22 protein-coding genes, 1 tRNA gene and 1 pseudogene are annotated in these 24,505 nt (G+C 63.0%); 10 read left to right on the plus strand and 14 right to left on the minus strand.

The genetic code is table 11. The annotated features are described in order from the left end of the window. Nucleotides 1-4: 4 nt before the first annotated feature. From AC1RDS_RS05410 to AC1RDS_RS05430, 5 genes are read left to right on the plus strand one after another with little or no spacing between them, the layout of a single operon-like run. The gene (locus AC1RDS_RS05410) at nucleotides 5-2,584 is read left to right on the plus strand and encodes a branched-chain amino acid ABC transporter ATP-binding protein/permease (protein ID WP_492226722.1); all 2,580 of its coding nucleotides are present in this window, start codon (nucleotides 5-7) and stop codon (nucleotides 2,582-2,584) included. 18 nt (nucleotides 2,585-2,602) lie between these two features. Further along, nucleotides 2,603-3,385, plus strand: a complete 783-nt coding sequence (locus AC1RDS_RS05415) for an SDR family oxidoreductase (protein WP_492226723.1) — start codon at nucleotides 2,603-2,605, stop codon at nucleotides 3,383-3,385. Nucleotides 3,386-3,396: 11 nt separating this feature from the next. Further along, nucleotides 3,397-4,353 (plus strand): 3-hydroxyacyl-CoA dehydrogenase, encoded by a 957-nt coding sequence (locus tag AC1RDS_RS05420; protein ID WP_492226724.1) that lies wholly within the window; start codon nucleotides 3,397-3,399, stop codon nucleotides 4,351-4,353. Nucleotides 4,354-4,355: 2 nt separating this feature from the next. Beyond that, nucleotides 4,356-5,288, plus strand: a complete 933-nt coding sequence (gene kce, locus AC1RDS_RS05425) for a 3,5-dioxohexanoate:acetyl-CoA acetone transferase (protein WP_492226725.1) — start codon at nucleotides 4,356-4,358, stop codon at nucleotides 5,286-5,288. Between the two features lie 2 nt (nucleotides 5,289-5,290). Then, nucleotides 5,291-6,061 (plus strand): SDR family NAD(P)-dependent oxidoreductase, encoded by a 771-nt coding sequence (locus tag AC1RDS_RS05430; protein ID WP_492226726.1) that lies wholly within the window; start codon nucleotides 5,291-5,293, stop codon nucleotides 6,059-6,061. A 33-nt stretch (nucleotides 6,062-6,094) separates the two neighbouring features. On the opposite strand, the gene AC1RDS_RS05435 is transcribed toward AC1RDS_RS05430, so the two are convergent. The 13 genes from AC1RDS_RS05435 to aceA all read right to left on the minus strand — a co-directional run bounded on the left by AC1RDS_RS05435 (nucleotide 6,095) and on the right by aceA (nucleotide 19,397). Continuing rightward, the gene (locus tag AC1RDS_RS05435) at nucleotides 6,095-7,102 is read right to left on the minus strand and encodes a LacI family DNA-binding transcriptional regulator (RefSeq protein ID WP_492226727.1); all 1,008 of its coding nucleotides are present in this window, start codon (nucleotides 7,100-7,102) and stop codon (nucleotides 6,095-6,097) included. Beyond that, nucleotides 7,099-7,863, minus strand: coding sequence for an SDR family NAD(P)-dependent oxidoreductase (locus AC1RDS_RS05440; protein ID WP_492226728.1), 765 nt, complete (start codon nucleotides 7,861-7,863; stop codon nucleotides 7,099-7,101). Before AC1RDS_RS05440 ends, AC1RDS_RS05435 begins: the two co-directional genes overlap by 4 nt. 2 nt (nucleotides 7,864-7,865) lie before the next feature. Continuing rightward, nucleotides 7,866-9,185, minus strand: coding sequence for a histidinol dehydrogenase (gene hisD / locus AC1RDS_RS05445; RefSeq protein WP_492226729.1), 1,320 nt, complete (start codon nucleotides 9,183-9,185; stop codon nucleotides 7,866-7,868). A gap of 428 nt (nucleotides 9,186-9,613) precedes the next feature. Next, nucleotides 9,614-9,690, minus strand: a tRNA-Pro gene (locus tag AC1RDS_RS05450). A gap of 27 nt (nucleotides 9,691-9,717) precedes the next feature. Next, nucleotides 9,718-10,149: a MerR family transcriptional regulator gene (locus AC1RDS_RS05455; protein WP_092696649.1), complete on the minus strand. Its 432-nt coding sequence runs from the start codon at nucleotides 10,147-10,149 to the stop codon at nucleotides 9,718-9,720. 92 nt (nucleotides 10,150-10,241) lie between these two features. Then, entirely contained in the window at nucleotides 10,242-10,574 is a 333-nt protein-coding gene (locus AC1RDS_RS05460; protein ID WP_034712216.1) for an integration host factor subunit alpha, read from the minus strand. 21 nt (nucleotides 10,575-10,595) lie between these two features. Continuing rightward, nucleotides 10,596-13,043 (minus strand): phenylalanine--tRNA ligase subunit beta, encoded by a 2,448-nt coding sequence (gene pheT, locus AC1RDS_RS05465; protein WP_348684048.1) that lies wholly within the window; start codon nucleotides 13,041-13,043, stop codon nucleotides 10,596-10,598. Nucleotides 13,044-13,167: 124 nt separating this feature from the next. Beyond that, nucleotides 13,168-14,220 (minus strand): phenylalanine--tRNA ligase subunit alpha, encoded by a 1,053-nt coding sequence (gene pheS, locus AC1RDS_RS05470; RefSeq protein WP_092696647.1) that lies wholly within the window; start codon nucleotides 14,218-14,220, stop codon nucleotides 13,168-13,170. A gap of 198 nt (nucleotides 14,221-14,418) precedes the next feature. Next, nucleotides 14,419-14,778 carry a 50S ribosomal protein L20 gene (gene rplT, locus AC1RDS_RS05475; RefSeq protein ID WP_005795139.1) on the minus strand — a complete coding sequence of 120 codons (360 nt, stop codon included), beginning with the start codon at nucleotides 14,776-14,778 and terminating at the stop codon, nucleotides 14,419-14,421. Nucleotides 14,779-14,803: 25 nt separating this feature from the next. After that, nucleotides 14,804-15,007, minus strand: coding sequence for a 50S ribosomal protein L35 (rpmI, locus tag AC1RDS_RS05480; RefSeq protein WP_055402683.1), 204 nt, complete (start codon nucleotides 15,005-15,007; stop codon nucleotides 14,804-14,806). Between the two features lie 172 nt (nucleotides 15,008-15,179). Then, a complete protein-coding gene (gene infC / locus AC1RDS_RS05485; RefSeq protein WP_092696646.1) occupies nucleotides 15,180-15,785 on the minus strand; it encodes a translation initiation factor IF-3 in 606 nt (201 codons plus the stop codon). 80 nt (nucleotides 15,786-15,865) lie between these two features. Continuing rightward, a complete protein-coding gene (gene thrS / locus AC1RDS_RS05490) occupies nucleotides 15,866-17,785 on the minus strand; it encodes a threonine--tRNA ligase (RefSeq protein WP_348684046.1) in 1,920 nt (639 codons plus the stop codon). A gap of 280 nt (nucleotides 17,786-18,065) precedes the next feature. Then, nucleotides 18,066-19,397, minus strand: coding sequence for an isocitrate lyase (aceA, locus tag AC1RDS_RS05495; RefSeq protein ID WP_092696644.1), 1,332 nt, complete (start codon nucleotides 19,395-19,397; stop codon nucleotides 18,066-18,068). Between the two features lie 483 nt (nucleotides 19,398-19,880). Between aceA and AC1RDS_RS05500 the strand changes: the two genes are divergently transcribed. Continuing rightward, nucleotides 19,881-20,843 carry a DMT family transporter gene (locus AC1RDS_RS05500; protein ID WP_287877412.1) on the plus strand — a complete coding sequence of 321 codons (963 nt, stop codon included), beginning with the start codon at nucleotides 19,881-19,883 and terminating at the stop codon, nucleotides 20,841-20,843. Here AC1RDS_RS05500 and rraA read toward each other — a convergent pair. Further along, nucleotides 20,829-21,341, minus strand: a complete 513-nt coding sequence (gene rraA, locus AC1RDS_RS05505; protein WP_287877414.1) for a ribonuclease E activity regulator RraA — start codon at nucleotides 21,339-21,341, stop codon at nucleotides 20,829-20,831. The genes AC1RDS_RS05500 and rraA overlap by 15 nt on opposite strands. Nucleotides 21,342-21,626: 285 nt before the next feature. Between rraA and AC1RDS_RS05510 the strand changes: the two genes are divergently transcribed. The 4 genes and pseudogenes from AC1RDS_RS05510 (at nucleotide 21,627) to AC1RDS_RS05525 (ending at nucleotide 24,488) form a co-directional block, all read left to right on the plus strand. Then, on the plus strand, nucleotides 21,627-21,959 hold the full coding sequence (locus tag AC1RDS_RS05510; protein WP_086912608.1) for an SWIB/MDM2 domain-containing protein: 333 nt from the start codon (nucleotides 21,627-21,629) through the stop codon (nucleotides 21,957-21,959). A gap of 263 nt (nucleotides 21,960-22,222) precedes the next feature. Beyond that, nucleotides 22,223-23,317: pseudogene (locus AC1RDS_RS05515) on the plus strand (alpha-hydroxy acid oxidase). A gap of 111 nt (nucleotides 23,318-23,428) precedes the next feature. Then, a complete protein-coding gene (locus tag AC1RDS_RS05520) occupies nucleotides 23,429-23,701 on the plus strand; it encodes a (2Fe-2S)-binding protein (protein WP_092696641.1) in 273 nt (90 codons plus the stop codon). Nucleotides 23,702-23,801: 100 nt separating this feature from the next. Continuing rightward, complete coding sequence (locus AC1RDS_RS05525) at nucleotides 23,802-24,488, plus strand: energy transducer TonB (protein WP_092696640.1); 687 nt, start codon at nucleotides 23,802-23,804, stop codon at nucleotides 24,486-24,488. Nucleotides 24,489-24,505 lie beyond the last annotated feature (17 nt).

Consider the following 24,505-nt stretch of genomic DNA (forward strand, 5'->3'; position numbering starts at 1 on the left):
GAAGATGAGCCACATATCCCAAACTCTGGACGCGGCAGAAAACACCGCGTCACCTGTGCGCGGCCCCGCCGCGCGCCATGAAATGCGCGTCTGGCTCGGCATGCTGGCGGGTCTGGTGCTGTTGCCCTGGGTGCTGCAGGCCGGTGGCCTGACCATGACCTCGGTGGTCGACTGCGTGCTGCTGGCCATGGTGGGCCTGGGCCTGAACCTGCTGCTCGGTCACACTGGGCTGGTCTCTTTCGGTCATGCGGCCTGGTTCGGTCTGGGCGGCTATGCGCTGGCGATTGTGCAGCAGCGCTTCTTCCCCGATTCGGTGCTGATGCCCTTGCTGCTGGCCCTGGCCCTGGTGCTGGTGTCGTCACTGGTGCTGGGGGCAGTCATTCTGCGGCGCAAGGGGGTGTATTTCTCGTTGCTCACCCTGGCCCTGAGTGCGCTGACCTTCACCGTGGCTTTTCGCTGGACGGCGCTGACCGGCGGCGAAAACGGCCTGGGCGGCATCGAGCGGCGCAGCCTGTTCGGTCTGCGGCTCGACGATCCCTGGACCTTCTACATTTTCGTGGCCGTGATTGCCATGGCGGTGGGCGTGTTCATGCTGCGCCTGATGCACTCGCCTTTTGGCAAGGTGCTGCTGGCCATCCGCGAGAACGAGCAGCGCACCCGCTTCATCGGCTATTCGGTACGAAAGTACAAGCTGACGGCCTTCGTCATCTCCGCCACGGTCACCGGTCTGGCGGGCGCCTTGTCGGTGCTCAACCACCGCATTGCCTCGGCTGAAATGCTGTCTGTGCCGCTGTCGGGCGAGCTGCTGGCGATGGTGCTGATTGGCGGCATGCGCAGCTTTGCAGGTCCTTTGGTGGGCGCGCTGTTCTTCCTGCTGTTTCGCGAATATCTGTCGCAATACACCGAAAACTGGTTGTTGTTCTTTGGTCTGGTGTTCGTGGGCTTCATCCTGCTCTCGCCAGCAGGTCTCGTGGGCATTGGTGAGCGGGTAATGCGCTGGCTGCGCCCGGCCAGCACCACGCAGGCGGCCATGTCGGCGCGCAAGGTGCCTGCCACGCCGCAGCCTTTTCCCTCGTTCCTGCCCGAGGGCGGGGCCGACGCCCTGGTGGCCGAGCAGGTGACCAAGCACTTTGGCGGGGTCAGGGCGGTGCACGAAGTGTCGGTGCATGTGCAGTCGCGCGGTTTGCACGCCCTGATTGGCCCCAACGGAGCCGGCAAGACTTCCCTGTTCAACCTGATTTCGGGCATGTTCGCACCCGACACCGGCCGGGTCCGGCTGGGCGCTTCAGTTTTGCCGGGTGAAGACCCGACTGCCGCCTGCCAGGCGGGCTTGAGCCGGTCGTTCCAGATCACCAACCTTTTCAAAGGCCTGAGTGTGCAGGACAACCTGCGCCTGTCGGTCATGGCCCGCGACGCATCGTGCTTTTCCATCTGGCGCCGTGCCGAAGACTTGGCCGGTACCGAAGCGCAGACCCGTGAGCTGATCCGCTTTCTGGGCGTGGACGGCATGGAGTCTGCCCTGGCCGAGGATCTGTCCTATGGCGGTCAGCGCCTGGTGGACATGGGTCTGGCCCTGGGCGGTGCCCCGCGCATCCTTTTGCTCGACGAGCCGCTGGCCGGTCTGGCGGTGGCCGAGCGTGAGCGGATTGGCAAGCTCATTCGCCGCCTGGCCGACCGTATTGGCGTGCTTTTGGTCGAGCACGATGTGGACCGGGTGTTTGAATTGTCTGACCGCATCACTGTGATGAGCATGGGCAGCGTGCTGGTCGAGGGGGAGCCCCAGGTGGTGCGTGGCGACGACCGGGTGCGCGAAATCTACATCGGCTCGGGCACCGAAGCGCTGGCCAGCAAGGTCGTGCCCACCCGCGTGGGCGAGCAGGTGTGCATCAGCGTTTCAGGCATCGAGGCCTACTACGGCAAGAGCCACATCCTGTCGGGCATTGGGTTTGAGGCCCACGAGGGCGAGATCCTGGCGGTGCTCGGTCGCAACGGCGCGGGCAAGTCGACCTTGCTCAAGAGCCTGATCGGCATGGCCAGGCTCGGTGGTGGTTCGGTGCAAATCGAGGGCCGCTCGATCACCGCGCCGGTGCCCGAGCTGATGGCGCGGCTGGGCATTGCCTTTGTGCCGCAGGGCCGCCGCCTGTTTCCGGGCCTGACCGTGCGCGACAACCTGATGCTGGGCCGCCTGCGTCGCAGCCACAGCGGTGGCGAGGCCTGGACCGACGAGCGGATCTTCGAGGTTTTTCCCCGGCTGCGTGAGCGCTACGAAGTCAATGTCGAATCGCTATCGGGTGGCGAGCAGCAGATGGTGGCGATTGCGCGAGCGCTGGCTGGCCATGTGAAGGTGCTGCTGCTCGACGAGCCCTTTGAAGGCCTGTCGCCGGCCATGACCGAAGAGGTGTTCAACGCCATCTTGCGCCTCAAGGGCCAGGTGACGATGCTGATCGTGGACCACAACCTTGACCTGACTCTGGCCTTGTCCGACCGCGCCTTGGTGCTCGACCGTGGACGCATCTCGCACCTGGGCCCGGCCGAACCTTTGCTGCGCGACCTCGATTACCGTCGCGAAAAACTCTGGATCTGATTTTCACTGGAAGTTCTTATGCTCAAAGACCCTTCTCATTCCCAACTCAAGGTCCTGATCACGGCCGGTGCCAGTGGCATTGGCCTGGTCATGGCGCGCGGCTTCATGCAGGCCGGGGCCCGCGTGTTCGTTTGTGATGTGAACGGCGCCGCGCTGGCGCAGGCACAGCACGAGTTGCCGGGCCTTCAGGGCTGCGTCGCGGATGTGGCCAACGAGGCCAGCGTGCAGTCCATGCTGGGCCAGGTCGAGCAGGCCCTGGGGGGCCTAGATGTGCTGGTCAACAACGCCGGCATTGCGGGGCCCACGGCCCTGATCGGCGAGATGGAGCTGGTCGATCTGGTGCGCACGCTCGAAGTCAATGTGGTGGGACAGTTCCTGTGTGCCAAGCATGCCGTGCCCCTGCTTCGCCAGTCCAGGCAAGCGGCCATCGTCAACATGTCCTCGGCCGCGGGGCACCTGGGCATGCCGGGCCGCTCGGCGTATTCCGCGTCCAAGTGGGCCGTGATTGGCCTGACCAAGTCGCTGGCCATCGAGTTGGGCAAGGAGGGCATCAGGGTCAACGCTGTGCTGCCGGGGGCCGTGGACGGGCCGCGCATCCGCGCGGTCATCGAAGCCAAGGCCAAAATCATGGGCAAGAGCCTGGAGTCGGTCACCGCCGACTACGAAAACCAGTCGGCCCTGGGCCGCATGGTCACGCCCGAAGATGTGGCCGACACCGTGCTGTTTGCCAGCAGCGCGGCCGCACGCAGTATCACCGGCCAGGCGCTGGCGGTCGATGGCCACACCCAGTCCTTGAGCTGAAAGGACCTGATATGACAACAACCCCAACCGTGGCGGTGGTGGGCACCGGCCTGATCGGCCAGGCCTGGACACTGGTGTTTGCGCGCGCAGGCTGCGTCGTGCGCATATGGGACGGCGATGCCGCCGCATTGCAGCGCGCCCGTGAAATGGTGGGCGAGCTGGCCAACGAGCTGCAGCGAAGTGGTCTGGTGGACGATGCCGGCGCGCTGCTTTCGAGGGTGCAGACCTGCGAGGCTTTGGCCGACGCACTGGCCGGTGTGGACTATGTGCAGGAAAGCCTGCCCGAAGTGCTGAGCATCAAGCAAGACATTTATGCCCGCATGGACACGTTGGCGCCTGCACAGGCGGTGATTGGCAGCTCCACCTCCAGCATTCCGGCCTCGGCCTTCACCGAAACGATGGCCGGGCGCTCGCGCTGCCTGGTGGCCCATCCGGTCAACCCGCCCTATCTGGTGCCGGTGGTCGAGGTCTGTGGCGCACCCTGGACCACCCAGGAGGCGGTGCAGCGCTGCATGGCACTGATGGACCAGGTGGGCCAGAAACCGGTGCATGTCCGGCGCGAGCTCGAGGGTTTCATCCTCAACCGTTTGCAGGGTGCCTTGCTGCGCGAGGCTTTCCGTCTGGTCGAGCAGGGCTATGTCGATGTGGATGGACTGGATGTGACGATTCGCGATGGCCTGGGCCTGCGCTGGTCCTTCATGGGCCCGTTTGAAACGATCGACCTCAATGCCCCTGGCGGTCTGGAAGATTACTGCGCCCGTTACGGCGGCATGTACCAGTCGATCGCGAAGGAGCAGGTGTCCACCGAGCCTTGGTCCAGCGCACTGATCGAGCAGCTCCACCAGGCGCGTCGCGACCTGCTGCCCAGCGAAGCGCTGGGCGAGCGCCGCAATTGGCGTGATCGCCGGCTGATGGCGTTGGCGCTGCACAAGAAACAACTCGAATCCCAACTTTCCACCCGGAGCTGACCATGAGCAAGAACCGCAAAGTCATCATCACCTGCGCGCCTACCGGCGCCATCCACACGCCCAGCATGTCGCCCTACCTGCCGGTGACGGCCGACCAGATTGCCGAGGCCGCGATTGCCGCCGCCGAAGCGGGTGCGGCGATTCTGCACCTGCATGCGCGCGATCCGGCCGATGGGCGCCCTTCGCAGGACCCGGAGCTGTTTGTGCCGTTTCTGGAGCAGATCAAGGCGCGCACCCAGGCGGTGGTCAACATCACCACCGGTGGTAGCCCGCACATGACGGTGGATGACCGCATGCGCCCGGCCATGCGCTTCAAGCCCGAGGTGGCCTCGCTCAACATGGGCTCGATGAATTTCGGCCTGTTCCCGATGCTCGACCGCTTCAAGAATTTTGCGCACGACTGGGAGCGCCAGCACCTGGAAAACAGCCGCGACCTGATTTTCAAGAACACCTACAAGGACATCGAGGCGATTTTGCGCAAGGGCACCGAAAACGGCACCCGCTTCGAGTTTGAGTGCTACGACATCAGCCACCTCTACAACCTGGCGCACTTCATGGATCGTGGCCTGGTCAGCGGCCCGCTATTTGTGCAGTCGGTGTTTGGCATTCTGGGCGGCATCGGTCCTCACCCCGAAGACCTAATGCACATGCGCCGCACCGCTGACCGCCTCTTTGGTGACCAGTACCAATGGTCCATCCTGGGTGCAGGCAAGAACCAGATCGCGATGGCCAGCATTGGCGCGGCCATGGGCTCGCATGTGCGGGTGGGGCTGGAAGATTCGCTGTGGATCGGGCCTGGCGAGCTGGCGAAATCCAGCGCCGAGCAGGTGCGTCGCATCCGCACCGTGCTTGAAGCCCTGAACCTGGAGATCGCCACGCCCGCCGAGGCCCGACAGATGCTGGCCCTCAAGGGCGGTGATCAGGTCGCCTTCTGACCATGGCGCGCACCCCCTTGTTCCGACTCGATGGCCGCACTGCGCTGGTGACCGGTTCGACGCGTGGCATCGGTCTGGCCGCCGCGCAGGCGCTGGGTGAGCAGGGCGCCACGGTGGTCATCAATGGCCGCCAGGCCGCCCAGGTTGAGCAAGTGGTGCAAGAGGGGCGTGCGCTCGGACTGGATTTTCGGGCCATGCCTTTCGATGTTGGCGACTTGGCCGCCAGCGAGCAGGCGGTCGATCGCATCGCACGCGAGATCGGCCCGGTCGACATCCTGTTTGCCAATGCCGGCATCCAGCACCGCGAGGCTCTGCTCGACTTTCCGCAGGCCGAGTTCGAGCGGGTGATCGCCTTCAACCTCACGGCGCAGTGGGCGATTGCCCGACAGGTGGCGCGCACCATGGCCGAGCGCGGCTGGGGCCGCATCCTGTTCACCGGCTCGATCACGGCCGTGCTGGGCCGCGAGCGGGTGACGGCCTACACCGCCGCCAAGGGGGCACTGCACGCCCTGGTGCGCCAGTGGTCGAGCGAGCTCACCCCCCAAGGGGTGACCATCAATGCGATCGCGCCGGGCTATATCCAGACCGAGCTTACGCAAGCCCTCTGGCAGGACCCCCAGTTTGACGGCTGGTTGCGACAACGCACACCGGCCGGTCGCTGGGGCCAGCCGCAGGATCTGGCGGCAGCGGTGGCGTTTCTGGCGTCGCCCGAGGCGGCTTTCATCACTGGCCAGCTGCTGGTGGTTGATGGCGGTCTGACCGCCACCATGTGAGTTGGCGGATGGGCCTGAGATGTGCGGGCAGTCTCAGGCTGTGGCGCGTTCGATCAGTCGGCATTCCAGCACGACGTGGCGTGCCTGCACCCGGCCCTGCATCTGCTCCATCAGCAGCTCCACCGTGGCCTGTACCATGGCGGGCACATCCTGCAGCACGGTGGTGAGCTGGTAGCTGCCCCAGCGGGCGGGGGCGATGTCGTCAAAGCCGACCACTGCCACATCCTGCGGCACCCGCAAACCGCATTCGATGCGGGCCACATCCAGGGCTGCGATCGCCATGTGGTCGTTGGCCACGAAGACCGCATCGGGGCGGCTTGGCAGCGAGAGCAGTTCACGCATGGCCTGTTGTGCCGTTTCGAAGTTGTAGTCGCCGCTGGTGCGCGCATGCAAGGTCAGACCTGCCTGCGCCAGGCCTTCGCGCAGACCCGCTTCGCGCTCGATGCTGGTGGAGGCGTTCTCCAGACCCGCCACGTAGGCAATGCGTCGATAACCCTGCGCCACCAGCCACTGGGCTACCAGCAGGCCGCCCTGGCGGTTGGCGGTGGTGACACTGCTGGTGCCCCGCAAGGCCTGCTGCCCTATCTGGGCCAGTCGGTTGAGCAGCACCACCGGCACGCCCGAGGCTTCACAGTTGCGCGCCAGCTCGGGCGAGAGCGTGGTCGAGGCCAGCACGATGCCGTCCACCTGGTACTGCAGGATCTCGGTCAGTACTGCGTCGGCGTTGTGCTGACCGGTCTCGCCGATGAACATGAGGACGTGGTAGCCCTCTTGCTGCAGCTGCTGCGAGAGTTTTTCGATGACCTGGGGGTAGAACTGGTTGTCCAGGTAATTCATCACCAGCGCAATGATGCGGCTGCGGCGCGTGATCAGGCTGCGCGCCAGTGCATTGGGCCGGTAACCCAGCGCCGCCGCAGCGGCCAGCACTTTTTCACGCGTGGCGCTCGAGACGCTGGCCCCCGGTGTGAAGGTGCGGCTGACCGCCGACTGCGACACCCCAGCCTGGCGTGCCACCTCCTGGGCGGTGGCAGATTGCTTCATGCGGCGGTCCAGCCGCCGTCGAGCATTAGGGCGCTGCCCGTCATCAGGCTGGACGCCTCGCTGGCCAGAAAAACCACGGCCCCCATGACTTCTTCAGGGCGCCCCCAGCGTTGCAGCGCGATCTTCTCCTGCGCCCATTGCCTGAAGCTGGGGTCGGCCAGCATGGGCGCGGTCATGTCGGTTTCGATGAAAGTCGGGCACAGGGTGTTGACGCGGATGCGGGCGGGACCCAGCTCCCAGGCCAGGGCCTTGGTCATGCCTTCGATCGCATGCTTGCTGGCGCAGTACAGCGTGCGTCGGGGGCTGCCCACATGGCCCATCTGCGAGGAGATGTTGATGATGCTGCCAGGCAGCCCGGCGGCCAGCAGTTGACGGCTGACCGCACGGCTGACGTAGAAGGTGGCCTTGACGTTGAGGTCCAACACGGCGTCGATGTCGGCGTCGGGCGTGTCCACCAGCGGGCGGGGTCGGTTCATGCCGGCGTTGTTGACCAGCACCTGAAACGGTCCGTGCGTCGCAATGTCGCGTTCCACACGGGCCGAATCGGTCACGTCCAGCACCAGGGCATCGGCCGCCAGACCGGCCTGGCGCAAGGCCTGACAGGCCTGCTCGAGGTCAGTGGCTGAACGCGCTGCCAGGGTGACGTGGGCGCCGGCCTGGGCCAGCGCGGTGGCGGCCGCCAGGCCAATGCCCCGGCTGCCACCCGTGACCAGGGCCCGCTGGCCGTCGAGTCGGAAGGAGGGGGCTTGCGGCAGCTGCATGCTCAATCCAGTGCCGGGACCGGCTGGTACCACGGCACCTCGGCGCGCGTGCCATAGCGGCGAACGCGCAGATTGGCCTGCTCACCGTGACCTGCGAAATTTTCCATGTGGCACAGGCGCGAGCAGTACTCGCCCATCAGCGCGCTGGCTTCGTCGGTCAACACCCGTTGGTAGGTGCAGGTTTTGAGGAATTTGCCGACCCACAAACCGCCGGTGTAGCGGGCGTTGCGGTTGGTCGGCAGGGTGTGGTTGGTGCCGATCACCTTGTCGCCAAAACTCACATTGGTGCGCGGGCCGAGGAACAGCGCGCCAAAGTTGGTCATGCGGTGCAGGAAGTCATCGGGGTTGCGCGTCAGGACCTGCACATGCTCAAAGGCCAGCTCGTCGGCCTTGGCGATCATCTCGTCTTGCGTGTCACAGACAATGACCTCGCCATAGTCGCGCCAGCTTTGCGAGGCAATGGCTGCGGTGGGCAAGATGGTGAGCTGGCGCTCGACTTCGACCATCGTCTCGCGGGCGAGCTGTTCGCTGGTGGTCAGCAGCACCGCCGGGGAGGTGGGGCCGTGTTCGGCCTGGCCGAGCAGGTCGACTGCGCACATCTCGGCGTCCACGCTGTCATCGGCAATCACCAGGGTCTCGGTGGGGCCGGCAAACAGGTCAATGCCCACACGGCCATAGAGCTGGCGTTTGGCTTCGGCCACATACATATTGCCCGGGCCGACCAGCATGTCCACCGGCGCGATGCTGCCGGTGCCCACGGCCATGGCGACCACAGCCTGAACCCCGCCAAGCACCAGGATCTCGTCAGCCCCGGCCATGTGCATGGCCGTCACGATGGCCGGGTGCGGCTTGCCCTGGAAAGGCGGTGCTGTCGAGACGATGCGCTGTACGCCCGCCACCTTGGCAGTGAGTACGCTCATGTGGGCCGAAGCCAGCAGGGGGTACTTGCCGCCAGGCACGTAGCAGCCCACGGCATTGACGGGGATGTGCTTGTGGCCCAACACCACGCCGGGATAGGTTTCGACTTCCACGTCTTTCATCGAATCGCGCTGGATTTGCGCAAAGCGCTGCACCTGGGTCTGTGCAAAGCGGATGTCTTCGATCTCCCGATCGGACAGGGCCTTACGCGCCGCCTCGATCTCGGCCATCGAGAGCCGGAAATCGGCTGGGTCCCAATTGTCGAATTGCCGGCTGTACTCACGCACGGCATCGTCGCCGCGTTGTTCGACGTCACGGATGATCGACTCAACGGTGGCGCGCACCTTTGCATCGTCGTTGGCACGGATCTGCATGTCCTTGCCGCGCTTGAGGTATCTGATCATGGGAAAAACTTTCAAAGATGAGATTGCATACGTATGCAATTCCAGCAGAAAAAAAAGTTATAGCCATGGGGTGAAACCCTGATCCGAGTCATGGTGCAGATTATGAGCCGCACCTGAATGCTGTATTGGTACTGCAGACCCAGAAAGCAAAAAGCCCGGCGAACCGGGCTAAGTGCTTGATTTATATGGGGTGGCTAATGGGACTCGAACCCACGACAACCAGAATCACAACCCTAGAGACTTTTGCTTTTCACCTGGGCGACTACAGGGTCACCAGTTCAGTTCCCATGTCTATGTTCAGAATGCCAGCCATATTTCGAAAGCAGGCTTCGCTCGCAGTGTGGCTAAAAGTGTGGCTAAATTTTTCCATCTGGTTCCAGAAAGACAAAAGGGTTAGCAGACACTAGTCTGCTAACCCTTGTCATTACTGGTCGGCGTGGCGGGATTCGAACTCGCGACCCCTTGCACCCCATGCAAGTGCGCTACCAGGCTGCGCTACACGCCGACAAGACTTAGATTATATACAGATAATTCATCCGTCCCGGGAAAGCAGTGCACGAATTTCAAATAATTCCTGGCGCACCCCATGGCTGTCGAGCCAGACGCTGGCGGAATCGGCGCACAGGCCTTCCATGGCATCGTCGGTCACGACACCGTGCACCGATTCCGGCACCAGCGCCAGCGGCGGCGCTTCATCGTGCCCAAAAGGCGCCGGTTCCTGCAAGCGATTGCGTGCCCCGCTGATGGTGAAGCCCTGGTCGTACAGCAGATCACGGATGCGCCGGATCATGAGCACCTCGTGGTGCTGGTAATACCGGCGGTTGCCACGACGCTTCATGGGCCGCAGCTGGGTGAATTCCTGCTCCCAATAGCGCAACACATGTGGCTTGACACCGCACAGCTCCGCAACCTCACCAATCGTGAAGTACCGCTTGGCGGGAATCGAAGGAAGCTGGGTGCCCATAGATGCTGGTTCGGACGGAAAGCTGGCTAGCGTACTGCAGACAGGCTGCAAACGCCAGAATGAAACAACAATGGAGTCAAACTGTTCACGCTTCACCCAGCCACCGAAGCAGCAGACTGGATCTGCTCCTTGAGCTTGCTGCTGGCATGGAAGGTCACCACCCGGCGTGCCTGGATGGGGATGGCCTCACCCGTGCGCGGGTTGCGCCCCGGCCGTGGCGCCTTGGTCCGGATCTGGAAATTTCCAAAACCAGAGAGTTTGACGTCCTTGCCATCCACCAGGCGTTGGGCGATGAGGTCGAAGAAAGCGTCGATCATGTCCTTGGACTCGCGCTTGTTCAGTCCGATCTGATCGAACAGGAGATCGGCCAGCTGCGCCTTGGTCAGCGCAGGGGTTTCGATACTGTCTACCGCAAATTCAATCACGCAGGCGCTCCCGATTCCAGATCAAACACGCAACCGTCCACCAGTGTCGGCTACCCATCGGGCCACCACCGCTTGCACCGCGGCCTCGATCTCGGCTTCGGTCAGCGTGGCTTCGTCGCGTCCCAGCGTGAGGCGCACCGCCAGGCTTTTTTCGCCGGCAGCCAGGCCGCCTGCGGGAGCCGTTTCACCAGCGCGCAAAGGCTTGGGACGGTACACGTCAAACAGCACGGCAGAACGCAACATGCCGCCGGGGATGGCCGCCGTGATGGCATCCATCACCTGCGCATGCGTCACCCGCTCGGCCACCACCACGGCCAGATCGCGCTCGACCGCCTGGTGCTTGGCCACCGCCTTGAACTCGGGCACCACGCACTGCAGCACGGCATCCAGCTCCAGCTCGAACATCACCGGCGCCTGGGGCAGGTCCCACGACTGGCGCCACTGCGGATGCAGTTCGCCCACAAAGCCGCTGGCGCGTCCATTCACCAGCACGCGGGCACAGCGCCCGGGGTGCATGGCGGGATGGGTGCCCGGCTCGAAGGTGGCGCGCAGCGGCGCCAGCAAGGCCTCCACATCGCCCTTCACATCAAAGAAGTCGATGGCCTGTTCCTTGCGGCCCCATTGCAATGCATCGTTCGGGCCATAGGCCAGGCCGGACACGCGCATGGGCTGATGGAAGCCTTCCACCGTGGTGTCCGTGTTGCGCACGCCAGCGTCGCGCAGGAACACCCGGCCCAGCTCGAACACGCGCACGCGCTCGGCCTTGCGGTCCAGGTTGAATTTCAAAACCTGCAGCAAAGAACCCAGCAAACTGGAACGCATGACGCTCATGTGGCTTGCAATCGGGTTGAGCAGCCGGATGGGTTGCGCATTGCCAGCCAACTCCAGTTCCCAGCGCTCTTCCACAAAGCTGAAATTGATCGTTTCCTGATAACCCAGCCCTGCCAGGGAGCGGCGCACCGCGAACGGACTGCGCGTGGCCTCGGGTGAAAGCTTGGGCGTGATGGGCGCCAGCGGCGGTGTGGTGGGCAGGTGGTTGTAGCCCACCATGCGCGCCACTTCCTCGATCAGGTCTTCCTCGATCGTGATGTCGAAACGGAACGACGGCGGCGTGACGGTGACGGTGCCGTCGCCCTGCACCACCGGTAGCCCCAGGCGCTGCAATGCATCGGCACACTGCACCTGCGTGAGCGGCATGCCGATGACCTTGGCCGCACGCGCCACGCGCAACGTGACAGGCTTGGGGGTCGGCAGGTTCACCGTCTGGTCGTCCATGGGGCCGCACAGGGTGTCGGACGTGCCGCAGATGTCGATGACCAGCTGCGTGATGCGCTCGATGTGCTCCACCGTCAGGCTCGGATCCACGCCGCGCTCGAAGCGGTGCCCCGCATCGGTCGAGAAATTGAAGCGACGCGAGCGGCCTGCCACCGCCTTTGGCCACCAGAAGGCGGCCTCGATATAGATGTGCCTGGTGTCGTCGGACACCGCCGTGGCATCACCGCCCATGATGCCGGCCAGCGATTCGACCTGGTTGTCGTCGGCGATCACGCCCACCTTGTCGTCCACCGTGATGGTGTTGCCATTGAGCAGCTTGAGCTGCTCGCCCGGCTTGCCCCAGCGCACATCGAGACCGCCGTGGATCTTGTCCAGGTCGAAAATGTGCGAGGGGCGGCCCAGCTCGAACATCACGTAGTTGGAAATGTCCACCAGCGGCGACACGCCGCGCTGGCCGCAACGCGCCAGGCGGTCCAGCATCCACTGCGGGGTGGCGGCGCGCGTGTTGACGTTGCGCACGATGCGGCCCGAGAAGCGGCCGCACAGATCGGGGGCGCTCACCTTCACGGGCAGCTTGTCGGACAGCTTTGCGCTCACCACCGGAAACGACGGTTGCTGCAGCGGCGTGCCCGTGAGTGCCGACACTTCGCGCGCAATGCCATAGACGCTCAGGCAATGCGCCAGATTGGGTGTGAGCTTGAGGGTGAACAGCGTGTCATCCAGATTCAGGTGCGCGCGGATGTCCTGGCCCACGGGCGCCGAAGCATCCAGCTCCAGCAGGCCGCCGTGGTCTTCCGACAGCTTGAGCTCGCGCGCCGAGCACAGCATGCCCTGGCTCTCCACGCCGCGCAGCTTGCCTACCTTGATGAGGAACGGCTTGCCATCGTCGCCGGGCGGCAACTCGGCACCCACCAGCGCGCAAGGCACCTTGATGCCCACGCGGGCATTGGGAGCGCCGCACACGATGTTGAGCAAGGCGCCCTGCCCCACGTCCACCTGGCACACACGCAGGCGGTCGGCGTCAGGGTGCTGCACGGCCTCCTTGATCTCGCCCACGACGATGTGGGTGAACGGCGGCGCGACGGGGCGCAGCTCTTCGACCTCCAGGCCGGCCATGGTCAGCGTGTCGGCCAGCTCTTGGGTTGTCAGCGGTGGATTGCAGAATTCGCGCAACCAGGACTCGGGGAATTGCATAGGGAGATTCTTTGGCGTTAGCTCTTAAAAATATAGCTGGTTGCGCTTGTCAACAATAGATTCCAATAGACAAAGATGCATTCAAATCCAATGAAGACAGGCGCTGGCAGCTCACTTTTTTGCGTTATTGAAACTGCGACAGGAAACGGATGTCGCCATCAAAGAACAAACGCAGATCGTTGACACCGTAGCGCAGCATCGTCAGGCGGTCAGGCCCCATGCCGAAGGCGAAACCGATGTACTTTTCGGGGTCGAGTCCCATGTTGCGCACCACATTGGGGTGCACCTGGCCTGAGCCCGCCACCTCCAGCCAGCGGCCGGCCAGCGGGCCTGACTGGAACTGGATATCGATCTCGGCGCTGGGCTCGGTGAACGGGAAGAAGCTGGGCCGAAAGCGCAGCACCAGGTCATCGCTTTCGAAGAAAGTGCGGCAGAAAGCCGTGAAGATGACCTTCAGGTCCTTGAAGCTCACGTTCTCGCCAATCCACAGGCCTTCGCACTGGTGGAACATGGGCGAATGCGTGGCATCACTGTCCACGCGGTAGGTACGGCCCGGCACGATGACGCGAATCTCGGGCATCGGCTGGCCCGCGTCCAGCAGTGCGCGGTGCTTCTTGACATGCTGCACGGCATGGCGCACCTGCACCGGACTGGTGTGCGTGCGCAGCAGGTTGGGCGCGCCGGGAGCGCCGCCCTCCACATAAAAGGTGTCATGCATGGACCGCGCGGGATGGTCCTCGGGCGTGTTCAGTGCAGTGAAATTGAACCAGTCGGTCTCGATCTCGGGGCCTTCGGCCACGTCAAAGCCCATGGAGCCGAAGATGCCCTGGATGCGTTCGAGCGTGAGCGATACCGGATGCAAACCGCCCTGCCCGCGCTGGCGGCCCGGCAGGCTCACATCCAGCGCCTCGGCCTTGAGCTGCACCTGCAGCTCCGCGTCGGCCAGCGCCTGGCGGCGCGCCGTGAGGGCCGCCTCGATGGCCTGCTTGGCGACATTGATGGCGGCGCCGCGAGATTTTTTTTCCTCGACGGAAAGCTGCGCCATGCCCTTCATGAGCTCGGTCACGCGGCCCGACTTGCCCAGAAACTGCGCCTTGGCGTTTTCCAGATCTGCGGGAGTGGCGCTTTGGGCAAACAGTTGCGTCGCGCTCTCTACCAGGGAATCCAACTCGTTCATACCGACTCTTTCATGACTTACGCAAACAAGGATGCACAAGCGACATTTCCATATGGCAAGCGTCTTGCCTCAGCCCGTTTTGCGTAAGTCGTTCTTTATCGACTCGTGAAAATGAACAAGGGCTAGTGCCTTTTCAAGCCCTAGCCCTTGCTGTTATTGCGCAAGCAGCTATCAGGACGATAGCCGCTCATCGTGAACTCAAGCAGCCAGCTTGGCCTTGACTTGCTCCACGATGCTGCCAAAGGCAGCCTTGTCGTGCACGGCGAGGTCGGCCAGCATCTTGCGGTCGATCTCGATGGATGCCTTCTTCAGGCCGTTGGCGAACTGGCTGTAGGTCAGGCCCAGTTCACGGGCAGCGGCGTTGATACGGGCGATCCACAACTGGCGGAACACGCGCTTCTTGGTGCGGCGGTCACGGTAGGCATATTGCCCAGCCTTCATTACCGCCTGTTTGGCGATACGGAAGACATTACCGCGGCGACCACGGAAACCCTTGGCAAGGGCGAGAACTTTCTTGTGACGGGCACGGGCCGTTACACCACGTTTGACGCGAGGCATGTATGTACTCCTTGTTCGTCAGTTATTAAAGGCCAGCACTGGGCAGCATTTGTGCGATCGAGCCCATGTTGGTCTCATGCACAGCAACTGCACCACGCAGGTGGCGCTTGTTCTTGGTGGTCTTCTTGGTCAGGATGTGACGCTTGAAGGCTTGACCGCGCTTGACGGTGCCACCGGGACGAACGCGGAAACGTTTTTTCGCGCTGCTCTTGGTCTTCATTTTGGGCATGTGAATGCTCCTTTTCGTTGTGCTCGTGAGGCGTTTGCAAACCGATCTGCAAACTTGTTGGCCCCGAGCCACTTTTATCGAAAGGCTTTCGCCTCTCGTTCGGCAGTGCCAAAGCACCACCTGATTGAACGCTGCCCCCTTGCGGTTGCAGCGCTCAAATTCTCCAATCCATTCAGGCCGAAGTGCCAGACGCCGGAGCAGCTTCCGCCACCGGCTTGGCCGCAGGCTTCTTCTTGCCCGGGGCGATCATCATGATCATCTGGCGGCCTTCCAGTTTGGGAAACTGCTCGATGATGATGGAATCTGCCAGCTCGTCGCGGATGCGGTTCAGCAAGGCCAAGCCCAATTCCTGGTGCGTGATTTCACGGCCACGGAACCGCAGCGTGATCTTGCACTTGTCGCCGTCCGCCAGAAAGCGGCGGATGTTGCGCATCTTGATGTTGTAGTCGCCATCGTCCGTACCCGGACGGAACTTGACTTCCTTGATCTCGATGACCGTCTGCTTGGCCTTGGCTTCCGCAGCACGCTTTTGCTCTTGATACTTGAACTTGCCGTAGTCCATGAGGCGGCACACCGGCGGATTGGCGGTGGCGGCAATCTCCACCAGATCCACATCCAATTCACCGGCCATGCGCAGAGCCTCCATGAGACTGACCACACCCAAAGGCTCATTCTCAGGACCGGAAAGACGAACTTCCGGGGCCATGATTTCACGGTTCAGGCGGTGCTTGCGCTCTTCACGGTGGCGGCGATCACGAAATTCAGTAGCGATGGCTATCTTCCTTGAATCAAAATGCTACAAAATAAGTAGCTAACACCGCACAACGGGCGCACGCCAGAGCATGTTTTCATTCAAAATCACACTTTGGAAGCGATGTCCTGGGCGATCAGCTCTGCGAACGCTTCAACGGACATCACACCGAGGTCTCGATTGCCCCGGGTGCGCACTGCGACGGCACCTGCTGCCTTCTCCTTGTCACCAGCGACGAGTATATAAGGCAGCTTTTGCAACGAATGCTCGCGTATTTTATACGTAATCTTCTCGTTGCGCAGATCGAGCGCCACCCTAAGGTCTTGATGGGGCAGCGATTTTTGCAGTTTCGCGGCAATTTCGCGACAGTAGTCGGCCTGTGCATCGGTGATGTTGAGCACCGCAACCTGCACCGGCGCCAGCCATGTCGGCAATGCTCCCGCGTGCTGCTCGATCAGAATGCCGATGAAGCGCTCCAGGCTGCCGACGATGGCGCGGTGCAGCATCACGGGCCGGTGGCGCGCACCGTCCTCGCCCACATATTCGGCGTCGAGGCGCTCAGGCATGGAAAAGTCCACCTGCATGGTGCCGCATTGCCATTGCCGGCCGATCGCATCCTTGAGCGTGTATTCGATCTTGGGGCCGTAGAAAGCGCCATCGCCCGGCGCAATTTCGAACTCGCAGCCCGATGCCCGCAGGCTCTCCATCAGTGCGTGCTCGGCCTTGTCCCAGCTCTCGTCGGAACCAATGCGCGCCTCAGGGCGCGTGGCCACCTTGTAGATGATGTTCTCGAAGCCAAAGTCCTTGTAGACCTTCTGCAGCAAAGCCGTATAGGCCGTGCACTCGGGCAGGATATGGTCTTCGGTGCAGAAGATGTGCCCGTCGTCCTGCGTGAAGCCGCGTACACGCATGATGCCGTGCAACCCGCCCGTGGGCTCGTTGCGGTGGCATTGGCCGAACTCGCCGTAGCGCAGCGGCAGGTCGCGGTAGCTCTTGATGCCCTGCTTGAAGATCAGGATGTGGCCGGGACAGTTCATCGGCTTGAGCGCATAGTCGCGCTTCTCCGATTCGGTCGTGAACATGTTGTCGCGGTATTTGTCCCAGTGACCGGTCTTTTCCCACAGCGTCTTGTCGAGCAGCTGCGGGCCCTTGACTTCCTGGTAGCCGTTGTCACGGTAAACGCGGCGCATGTACTGCTCCACCTCCTGCCACACCGTCCAGCCCTTGGGGTGCCAGAAAACGACGCCCGGCGCATGGTCGTCGATGTGGAACAGGTCGAGCTCACGACCCAGCTTGCGGTGGTCGCGCTTCTCGGCCTCCTCCAGCATCGTCAAATACTGCTGCAGCTCGTCCTTGGTGGCCCAGGCCGTGCCATAGACCCGCTGCAGCATTTCGTTGCGATGGTCACCGCGCCAGTAGGCGCCCGCCACTTTCATGAGTTTGAAGAACTTGAGCTTGCCGGTACTGGGTACATGCGGACCCCGGCACAGGTCTTCGAAACTGCCTTCGCGGTACAGGCTCACATCTTCGTTGCTGGGAATGCTGGCAATGATCTCGGCCTTGTAGTGCTCACCCAGGCCCTTGAAGTACGCCACGGCCTCATCGCGTGGCAGCACGCGCCGCACCACGGGTTCATCCCTGGCGGCGAGCTCAGTCATGCGCTTTTCAATGGCGACAAGGTCTTCAGGGGTGAAGGGCCGTTTGTACGAAAAATCGTAGAAAAACCCGTTCTCGATCACCGGGCCAATCGTGACCTGCGCATCAGGAAACAGCTCCTTGACCGCATAGGCCAGCAGGTGGGCGGTGGAATGGCGAATCACCTCCAGGCCGTCGGCATCCTTGGCCGTCACGATGGAGAGCGGGCTGTCCTGGGTGATCTGGTGGCTGGTATCGACCACCTTGTCTCCGATCTTGCCAGCCAGCGCAGCCTTTGCCAGGCCAGCACCAATCGAAGCAGCCACCTCGGCCACGGTGACGGGGCCGGGATATTCGCGCTGAGAACCATCGGGGAGCGTGATGTGAATCATGGAAATCCTTGTCAAATCTTTTCAGGTGGGATGCGCTTGCCTGGCCCAGAACGCAAAAAAGCGCGGTACAGGTCCGCGCTTAGGAAAGGGGAAAGGTGAATCCCGAGCAGGCGCGAACGGCCGGCCTCAACGGCCGGTGAACATCTCCGATGTAGTTCGCGGTGTCATAACCAGCATGCCTTTCTCGCCCTTGTTGCATTGATCGGTGGCGCATTTTACCCTCTGCCAATAAAAAAGCCCGAAGCGGCAGCTTCGGGCTTGTGCACTGTGGCGCCAGGGATCAGTGGAACTGCTCTTCTTCGGTGGAACCCGTCAGGGCCTTCACGGAAGACGAACCGCCCTGGATCACCGTGGTCACATCGTCGAAGTAGCCTGCGCCCACTTCCTGCTGGTGCGACACGAAGGTGTAACCCTTTTCGCGGGCGGCGAACTCGGGCTCCTGCACCATGTTCACGTAGTGCTTCATGCCTTCGCCGCGGGCGTAGGCGTGGGCGAACTGGAAGGTGTTGTACCAGTTGATATGGATGCCTGCCAGCGTGATGAACTGGTACTTGTAACCCAGGGCCGACAGCTCTTCCTGGAAAGAGGCGATCTGCGAGTCGCTGAGGTTCTTCTTCCAGTTGAACGATGGCGAGCAGTTGTACGACAGCAGCTTGCCAGGGTTGGCGGCCAGCACGGCCTGGGCGAATTCACGGGCGAAGCCGATGTCAGGCACGCCGGTCTCGCACCACACCAGGTCGGCATAGGGAGCGTAGGCAATGCCACGGCTGATGGCTTGCTCCAGACCGTTCTTGACGCGATAGAAGCCTTCCTGCGTGCGCTCGCCGGTCAGGAAGGGCTTGTCGTTGGCGTCGTGGTCGGACGTGATCAGGTTGGCGGCTTCCGCGTCGGTGCGGGCCAGGATGATGGTGGGCACGCCCATCACGTCGGCGGCGAAGCGGGCCGAGATCAGCTTCTCGCAGGCTTCCTGCGTAGGCACCAGCACCTTGCCACCCATGTGGCCGCACTTCTTCACGGCGGCCAGCTGGTCTTCGAAGTGCACGCCGGCAGCACCGGCGGCGATCATGTTCTTCATCAGCTCGAAAGCGTTCAGCACGCCGCCAAAGCCGGCTTCCGCATCGGCCACGATGGGCAGGAAGTAGTCGATGAATTCCTTGTCGCCGGGGTTGATGCCACGGCCCCACTGGATTTCGTCAGCACGCTTGAAGGTGTTGTTGATGCGGCGCACCATGGTAGGCACCGAGTCGTAGGCGTACAGCGACTGGTCGGGGTACATGGTTTCCGACGTGTTGCCGTCCGCAGCGACTTGCCAGCCCGACAGGTACACGGCTTCGAGGCCTGCCTTGGCCTGCTGCATGGCCTGGCCGGCGGAGATCGCGCCAAAGGCGTTCACATAGCCCTTCTTGGCACCGCCGTTGACCTTTTCCCACAGCTTTTCCGCGCCGCGCTTGGCCAGCGTGTGCTCGATGGGCAGCGAGCCGCGCAGGCGCACCACATCAGCAGCGGTATAGCCCCGCTTGACACCCTTCCAGCGGGGGTTTTGGGCCCAGTCTTTTTCCAGGGCGGCAATTTGCTGTTCGCGGCTCAGTTGTTCATTGAAGGATTGGGGCATGGGTCACTCCAGGGGTTGTTGAAAAAAACCGGGCTGTATTTGCCAGCCCATGGGAAGTACTTTAAATCTTCTATAAGACCTGCACAAGCTCTTATGTCTTATATAAGATATAAATTTTTCCATTCAAAAACAACAGGTTAAATACAGAATTTCTCAATATGAAAATTGTTTTCTCATATCGAGAAAACTTTCAACGCTGCATTTCGTTCAAATTTTGAATTGTGAAATCACAATTTTGTATTGTGATAAGTCGCGCAACACCTCAGAGAACCTGTCGGCAACTTCCACGCAGTGGGCGGCGTCCCAATCTAGGCTGGTATGGTTTCATCCGTGAGACACGGCAACACCCGCACTTCTCCAGAGACTCCCCGTTGCATCGGCACCCTGCTCGCTCACGCCCCGGCACAAAGCATCGCTGACCAGAATGGGGAGGCGCTTCATCGGGCATGATGCGCAGTCCTGATTTTCCAGCCGCCAAGACGCATGAATGCCCCCAGCCGCCCCATCGCCTATCTGTGTCTGGCACTGAGCATGGCCCTGGTAGGCAGTTACGTGGCACTGTCCAAGCCGCTGGCGGCGGCTTTGCCGGTGTTTCTGCTGGCCTGGATGCGCTTTGGCATCGGTGGGCTGGCCATGGTGCACTGGCTGAAGAAACCCGCCGACGAACCACCCCTGACACCCCAGGTGCGGCGGCTGCTGTTTCTGGAGTCCTTCCTCGGCAATTTCCTGTTCACCCTCTGCATGATCTATGGCGTAAGCCTGACCAGCGCCGTGTCCGCAGGCGTGATCATGGCCACCATTCCGGCGGCTGTGGCCGTGATGAGCTGGCTATTCCTGCGCGAGCGCGTGGCGCCGCGCACCTGGGTGGCGGTGGCCTGTGCCGTGGTGGGTGTTGCGCTTTTATCACTGTCAAAATCAGAGCTGCCAGCCAATGCAGGGCATGCGCTGGATGGCAAAAACACCCCAAACCTTGTCTGGCTCGGGCAATTGCTGCTGGTGGGCGCCGTGGTTTGCGAAGCGGCGTATTCGGTCATCGGCAAGAAACTCACGGGGGCGCTCGGCCCCAAACGCATCACCTCGCTGATCAACCTGTGGGGGTTTGCGCTGTCCACCCCGCTGGGCCTTTACATGGCCTGGGGATTCGACTTTGCAGCGGTGGGCTGGAACACCTGGCTGCTCCTGGTGTTTTATGCACTGGCAGCCTGCATGTGGACCGTGTGGCTGTGGATGACGGGCCTGAAAGCCGTGCCGGCGGCACAAAGCGGCATATTCACCGTGCTGTTGCCTGTCAGCGCCGCGCTGGTGGGGGTGCTGGTGCTGGGCGAATCCTTTTCGGGCCTGCAGTTGCTGGCCTTTGGCATTGCGCTGGCCAGCGTGCTGCTGGCCACCCTGCCCACGCGTGCGGCGCTGCGCGTGGGCCTCCAGGTCGATTCAAGCCACAAGTGACCGGGCGCTGACAACGATGCCGTCGGCGTCCGCGCAGAGCCAGTCGCCCGGACGCACCCACACGCCCTGGATCTGCACGGCCACATCGCGCTGGCCCTCGTTGCGCTTTTCGGTGGGCAGGGGCATCAGGCCCAGGGCGCGGATGCCCACGGCGGCTGCATTCAGTTCGGCAACATCGCGCGCACAGCCATCCACCACCACGCCGGCCCAGCCATTGCGGGCAGCGGCGGCGGCCAGGTTGCCGCCCACCAGGGCGCGCCGCAAAGAGCCCCCGCCATCCACCACGAGCACGCGACCCAGACCGGGAGAATCCACCGCGACCTTGACCAGGGTGTTGTCCTCAAAGCACTTCACCGTTGCCACCGTGCCGGCAAAGGCCGCCACGCCGCCGTAGCTGTGGAATACGGGCGGCAGTACGCGAAATGCACCGCTGTCGTCGCCCTTGTGCGCGTCACAGATATCACAGGTGCTGAATGCCGTAGAAGAAGGGGCGGTCATGTCGGGAAACCTTTCACGCGGGAAGTTGCAGGAGTAGAAGGCGCGGCGCCGTCATGGCGTCGGCAGATTGTCGCGCCGCGCGGGAAAGCACCGGAAGCCGGGGCATGCATGAGGCATTCCCAAGCGCCCTCTGCAGCCCCTGCACAGTGCTCCACCGCAACAAATCGAGGTAAAAAAAGGCTTGGCCCGCTTGGAAACGTGTTTTTTTCCCAGTAGCATCACCGTGCCAGTGGGAAAGTCTCACTTTCGCTGGTGAAAATTTACTTCCAACAAGGACAACCCGACATGGCAACTGCAAAAAAAGCTCCGGCAAAAGCCGCTCCCGCAGCCAAGGCGCCCGCCACCAAGGCCGCCGCGCCCGCCAAGAAGCGCACCCCCAATGCTGCCTTCATGAAGGCGCTGACGCCCAGCCCCGCGCTGGCCGCCGTGGTGGGCTCGGCACCGCTGCCGCGCACGGAGATCATCAGCAAGCTGTGGGTGTACATCAAGGCCCATAACCTGCAGGATGCCGCCAACAAGCGCAACATCAATGCAGACGCCAAGCTCAAGGAGCTGTTTGGCAAACCGCAAGTCTCGATGTTCGAACTGGCCGGCCTGATCGGAAAGCACGTCAAGTAAGAAGCTTTCCCTCTTGCTGCAAAAAAACCGGCTTGGCCGGTTTTTTTTCGTCCGGATGCCAGGAAAGTGTCGTGCGTCAACATCAAGGCAAATGAGAATGACCCGCATTTGATGCAACATAAAGAAGCACGACGACGCACAGCCATGTTCACCTGGCCACTGCCTCTCGCCTGCCCGCGGGCGACATGATCCTGTACTCCAGCAGCACGTTGTACCAGGTATTGCCCGTCACACGCGAGCACCGCATCAGCAGCTTTTTCTGGATGGAGAGCATGGTGCGCGGAATGGAGCCGCGCCGGCATCTGGACGACAACGCCTGGGCCTATTTCAGCGGTGGTGCCGCCGACGAGATCACCTTGCGTGCCAACCGCAGCGCCTGGGACGCCCTGCCCCTGTGGCCGCGCGTGCTGCGGCCACTGGCGGGCGGGCACACCCGCGTGCAGCTGCTGGGCCGCACCCTGGCGCACCCCATCTTGCTGGCGCCCATTGCCTTCCAGCGCCTGGCCCACCCCGATGGCGAACTGGCCATGGCCTACGCGGCGGCTGCGCAGGGCGCGGGCGTGGTGCTCAGCACCCAGGCCAGCGTGTCGCTGGAAGCCATTGCCGACGCCGTGCGGCCCGACCCGGGGAGCGGCCCGCTGTGGTTTCAGCTCTACCTGCAGCCAGACCGGGGCTTCACCCAGGCGCTGGTGCAACGCCGAAGCCGCCGGCTACGAAGCCCTGGTGCTGACGGTGGACGCGCCATCGAGCGGCGTGCGCGACCGCGAACGGCGCGCGGGCTTTCGGCTGCCGCCCGGCGTGGGTCCGGTCAACCTGACGGGACGGCAGGCGCCCGCCATCCCCCCACTGCAGCCCGGCCAGAGCGTGCTGTTCGATGCCCTGCTGCACCACGCCCCCACCTGGGACGACATTGCCTGGCTGCAGTCCATCACCCGCCTGCCCGTGCTGCTCAAGGGGGTACTGCACCCCGCCGATGCGCGCCAGGCGGTGGCAGTGGGTGCGGCGGGCCTGATCGTTTCCAACCACGGCGGGCGCACGCTCGACACGGCCCCGCCACCGCCAGCGCCCTGCCGCGCGTGGTGCAGGCCGCAGGTGGCGCCATGCCCGTGCTGGTGGATGGTGGCATCCGGCGCGGCACCGACATCCTGAAGGCCATGGCGCTGGGCGCGTCGGCCGTGCTGGTGGGGCGCCCCGCCGTATGGGGCCTGGCCCATGCGGGCGCTGCTGGCGTGGCCCATGTGCTGCGCCTTTTGCGCGATGAGCTGGCGATTGCCATGGCGCTCACGGGCTGCGCCACGCTGGCGGAGGCATCACCGGCACTGCTGGATGCCGATGCCATCGCCGACAGCAGGGGTTGAAAAAACTTTCTCCCTCTTTCTCCCTTCTGGCGAAATTGGTTTAGTGCAAATACGATAGATTCGCATTTATAATCCAGTCATCCACAACAGCCAGCCAAACTGCCTGCCGCCATGATCGTCTGTGTTTGCCGCCGAATTTCCGACCGTGACATTGCCCGCCATGCGCGTGCAGGCATGAGTTTCGACGAGATCCAGTTCGAGCTGGGCGTGGCCACCCAATGCGGATGCTGCGAAAGCTGCGCCCGCGATGTGGTGGCGCAATGCAGCGCAACCCGTCCGGTGGCCGCCCTGCACAATGAGGTCACGGCGCAACCGGTCCAGCTTGCCAACTCCATTCGGGAAAGCAAGGCATGGAACTCCTCTCTACACTCGCAGGCAGCCTGATCCTTGTGGCCGGTTCGGCCTGGTGGGTCCTCCGTCAATAATTCAAGTGTTTTTTGGCGGTGGCGCTTATCCATAAAGCGCTTGAAGCTATCATTTTTATATGCCCCAACCAGACCGTTTTGCCCCCGCCGGGGGCGTGAGCCGCAATGCCGTGATCGTGGGTTCGGTGGTGCTGTTGCATGTGGCGGGCCTGTGGGCCCTGCAGTCCGGGCTGCTGCGCAAGGCTGCAGAGGTCATCGTCCCTGCGGAACTGCTGAGCGAATTCATCGCCCCGCCAGCCCCCAAGCTGGCCCCACCGGCACCACCTGCCCCACCGCCGCCCAAGGCAGCGCCCAAGGTACAGGCCCCACGCCCGGCGCCCATGCCCGTGGCCATTGCCGACCCCACGCCGGCCCCGAATGCCCCCGTTGGCGTCACCACGCCCCAGCCACCGGCACCTCCCATCGAAGCCCCGGTGGCGCCCCCGGCACCGCCCGCGCCACCGGCACCACCCGCTCCGGCCCGCATCGAGATGCCTTCCAGCGATGCCGCCTACCTCAACAATCCCAAGCCCAGCTATCCGGCCATCAGCAAACGCATGGGCGAGCAGGGCAAGGTGGTGCTGCGCGTACTCATCGGCACCGACGGCCTGCCGCAGAAGGTGGAAATCAGCCAATCCAGCGGCTACGACCGTCTGGACCGCCAGGCCCAGGACGCCGTGATGCGCTGGCGCTTCGTGCCTGGCAAGCGCAATGGCGTGCCCGAGACCATGTGGAATCTGGTGCCGATCAATTTTGTTCTCGAATAAACACATCACTTTGCAGG

This window comes from Acidovorax sp. GW823-FHT02H02, from assembly GCF_058797075.1.

Bases quoted from the DNA above. Each gene is read 5' to 3' on its own strand.
- AC1RDS_RS05410 (WP_492226722.1), top strand. From the start codon at position 5: ATGAGCCACATATCCCAAACTCTGGACGCGGCAGAAAACACCGCGTCA.
- AC1RDS_RS05415 (WP_492226723.1), top strand. From the start codon at position 2,603: ATGCTCAAAGACCCTTCTCATTCCCAACTCAAGGTCCTGATCACGGCC.
- AC1RDS_RS05420 (WP_492226724.1), top strand. From the start codon at position 3,397: ATGACAACAACCCCAACCGTGGCGGTGGTGGGCACCGGCCTGATCGGC.
- kce (WP_492226725.1), top strand. From the start codon at position 4,356: ATGAGCAAGAACCGCAAAGTCATCATCACCTGCGCGCCTACCGGCGCC.
- AC1RDS_RS05430 (WP_492226726.1), top strand. From the start codon at position 5,291: ATGGCGCGCACCCCCTTGTTCCGACTCGATGGCCGCACTGCGCTGGTG.
- AC1RDS_RS05435 (WP_492226727.1), bottom strand. From the start codon at position 7,102: ATGAAGCAATCTGCCACCGCCCAGGAGGTGGCACGCCAGGCTGGGGTG.
- AC1RDS_RS05440 (WP_492226728.1), bottom strand. From the start codon at position 7,863: ATGCAGCTGCCGCAAGCCCCCTCCTTCCGACTCGACGGCCAGCGGGCC.
- hisD (WP_492226729.1), bottom strand. From the start codon at position 9,185: ATGATCAGATACCTCAAGCGCGGCAAGGACATGCAGATCCGTGCCAAC.
- AC1RDS_RS05455 (WP_092696649.1), bottom strand. From the start codon at position 10,149: ATGGGCACCCAGCTTCCTTCGATTCCCGCCAAGCGGTACTTCACGATT.
- pheT (WP_348684048.1), bottom strand. From the start codon at position 13,043: ATGCAATTCCCCGAGTCCTGGTTGCGCGAATTCTGCAATCCACCGCTG.
- pheS (WP_092696647.1), bottom strand. From the start codon at position 14,220: ATGAACGAGTTGGATTCCCTGGTAGAGAGCGCGACGCAACTGTTTGCC.
- rplT (WP_005795139.1), bottom strand. From the start codon at position 14,778: ATGCCTCGCGTCAAACGTGGTGTAACGGCCCGTGCCCGTCACAAGAAA.
- rpmI (WP_055402683.1), bottom strand. From the start codon at position 15,007: ATGCCCAAAATGAAGACCAAGAGCAGCGCGAAAAAACGTTTCCGCGTT.
- thrS (WP_348684046.1), bottom strand. From the start codon at position 17,785: ATGATTCACATCACGCTCCCCGATGGTTCTCAGCGCGAATATCCCGGC.
- aceA (WP_092696644.1), bottom strand. From the start codon at position 19,397: ATGCCCCAATCCTTCAATGAACAACTGAGCCGCGAACAGCAAATTGCC.
- AC1RDS_RS05500 (WP_287877412.1), top strand. From the start codon at position 19,881: ATGAATGCCCCCAGCCGCCCCATCGCCTATCTGTGTCTGGCACTGAGC.
- rraA (WP_287877414.1), bottom strand. From the start codon at position 21,341: ATGACCGCCCCTTCTTCTACGGCATTCAGCACCTGTGATATCTGTGAC.
- AC1RDS_RS05510 (WP_086912608.1), top strand. From the start codon at position 21,627: ATGGCAACTGCAAAAAAAGCTCCGGCAAAAGCCGCTCCCGCAGCCAAG.
- AC1RDS_RS05520 (WP_092696641.1), top strand. From the start codon at position 23,429: ATGATCGTCTGTGTTTGCCGCCGAATTTCCGACCGTGACATTGCCCGC.
- AC1RDS_RS05525 (WP_092696640.1), top strand. From the start codon at position 23,802: ATGCCCCAACCAGACCGTTTTGCCCCCGCCGGGGGCGTGAGCCGCAAT.